This window comes from Acutalibacter sp. 1XD8-33, from assembly GCF_003612555.1.
Classification (GTDB): domain Bacteria; phylum Bacillota; class Clostridia; order Oscillospirales; family Acutalibacteraceae; genus Acutalibacter.
In genome coordinates, this window is the sequence record NZ_RAZF01000068.1 from 1 (window position 1) to 2,395 (window position 2,395).

Annotated in this window: 2 protein-coding genes; both read left to right on the forward strand. The window is 55.4% G+C overall.

Features of this window, described 5'->3' with window-relative positions:
* Window positions 1–736 precede the first annotated feature (736 nt).
* Window positions 737–1,423, forward strand: a complete 687-nt coding sequence (locus D7X94_RS17740) for a rolling circle replication-associated protein (protein ID WP_147401775.1) — start codon at window positions 737–739, stop codon at window positions 1,421–1,423.
* 112 nt (window positions 1,424–1,535) lie between these two features.
* Window positions 1,536–2,117 (forward strand): tyrosine-type recombinase/integrase, encoded by a 582-nt coding sequence (locus tag D7X94_RS17745; RefSeq protein ID WP_158591081.1) that lies wholly within the window; start codon window positions 1,536–1,538, stop codon window positions 2,115–2,117.
* The last annotated feature ends 278 nt before the right edge of the window (window positions 2,118–2,395 follow it).

Sequence of the window (2,395 nt, forward strand, 5' to 3'; positions counted from 1 at the left end):
GACCTTGCCCTTCCGGCGGGGGCCGCAGAAGATGAAAAGGAGCGCCCAAAGGGCGCGACAAGCGGCCCCACGCCGGGGAGGATGGCGCGGAGCAGGTAAGCAATGTCGAGCGAGGGGGGACCCGCCAAAGGCAAGCCCCGCCGACCATGAGCGACCGCCTAAGCGGGGACGGCGCGAAACGGCGGGGCCGCTGGCCTGCCACGCCGGGGAGCGCCAACCCGCAACAGGCGCGGCGGCAAGCCGCGCAGGGAGCGAGGGGAAAGAGCGGGGCGCAGTCCGGGCGGGGGGAGCTGTCCCCGCGCCAGACGGGCGCGCGTGCGCTGCGAAGCGAAGGGGCGAAGCCCCCAGAGCAAGCAGGCGGCGCAAGCACGCGAAGCGCCGCCCCGAAGGGCGCATATAGAACGCGCGCAAACCACTGAGGCCCGGGAGCTAAGCGCAACTACCTTGCGCGTGCGACGGGCCAGCCGACCCGGCGAAGGGGGGCGCTAGTCGTGCCCTGCGAGCCGGGGCGGACAAGTCGCGGAAAGGCCGGTTGCTTCCTACTTGATTATTGGGACTTTATGTCATCAAAAACAGCATGGAAAACAGCATATTGAAACCCTTGTCTTTTGGGGCTACGCACTGTAATGGGAGAGTCAAAATTTCCCCAAATGGCGCGGTTTTGGAGGTCCTTTACACCTCTCGCCCGGTCTTTAATTGGGGGGGCTTTGAGCCTTATAAAAAAGATCACTTTAGTGTGGCAGAGTACGGGGAGGCAAATGAGCAGTCCAGGCGCAGGGCGTACCGAAAGGTATTCGATTATGCAGCCTGCAACGAGGACGTGTTTGACCTGTTTGTTACTCTGACATTGGACAAGCAGATGGTCGACAGGTACGACATTGAGAAGATCTATCCAAAGCTCAAAACCTTCCTTTCTAACCGGGTGCAGCGGGATGGCCTGGTTTATGTCCTGGTGCCGGAGCTGCACAAGGACGGCGCGATCCACTTCCATGGGCTGATAAATTCCTCTGCCGTGAAGCTCAAGGACAGCGGAAAAAGATACTGGAAGCGGAATACCCCCAGCTATGGGCAGAAGATTTACAATGTGACCGACTGGAAGCTGGGCTTTACCACCGCCGTGAAGCTCTCCGGCAATTATGAAGATGTCTGCAAGTACATCACCAAGTATGTACTGAAGCAGTCTGACGGCGGCATGATTGGAGGGCGTTATTATTACCATGGCGGGGAGCTGAAGGAGCCCAGGTATGAATACATAAACTTCACCAGTCAACCGGAGGGGAAGAGCTACGAGCTGGAAGAAGCTGGCCTGACGGTGGTCTATGTAACTGACATGTCGAATTGTCAATGGGAGGATCCCAGAGAATGGCTGTCAAGGGCGCGAAGCGCCGCGCTAGCGGGCGTGCCCCTTGACGGCCTGGAATAGTACGCCGCATCATGAAAAAGAGGGGTTGGATAAGCCATGGCTTATCCGGCCCCTTGACTACAATTATTTAATAATAAAAATTATCACAAAAGAAGGAGAGGAGACATGAATAGTGACTTCTGGCTATGTGAACGAGGAAGTGTTGCATTTGCTGTTGCGCGCTTTAATGCCCGAAAACGCTTTTGCTTTGCTCCTGATGGAATGTACCGGAATGCGTATAACCGACTGTCTGAGCCTGACCCGGAGCCAGATGGTGGAAGCCAAGCCTTTGAAAACCGGGAAACATCTGGGGCTGACGTACACAGAGCAGAAAACCGGCAAGGAAAGAACTGTTACGATACCTGCGGATCTTTGGAAAACACTTTTGGACCGGCCCAGGAAAAGCGATTGGCTGTTCCCTGGGCGGGATCCAGAGAAGCACAGGACGCGGCAGGCGGTTTTCAAGGACCTGCAACGGGCCTGCAAACTCTTCCGGATTGACGGAAGGCGCATAAATGCCCATGTGAGCCCTCACAGCGCCCGTAAGCTCTATGCCGTGAGATTATACCATGAACTGTGTGAGAACGGCCTTGCTGACGCTCTGGAGGTGGTTAGAATGGATTTAAACCACAAAGACCGGGCGGTAACGCTTCTTTATGCCATGGCGGATGAGCTGACAAACCGGAAAGGGCAAATAATCGAATTGACAAATTAAGGAAAGTCAACTACAATAAAAAATAAAAAGCCCTGTATCCCCTCCACCGACCAAAGTGAAGGACACAGGGCATCTCAAAGTGTCTTACATCATGATAGCACAGTATATTCGAGATGTCAAGGCACAGAAAGGGGAAAGATGTAAAACCCTGTATCAAGCCGGGACATCTCAAGTGTTATATCGCGCATATGTTCTATTTTTGCCCTTGACCTTGCCCTTCCGGCGGGGGCCGCAGAAGATGAAAAGGAGCGCCCAAAGGGCGCGACAAGCGGCCCCAC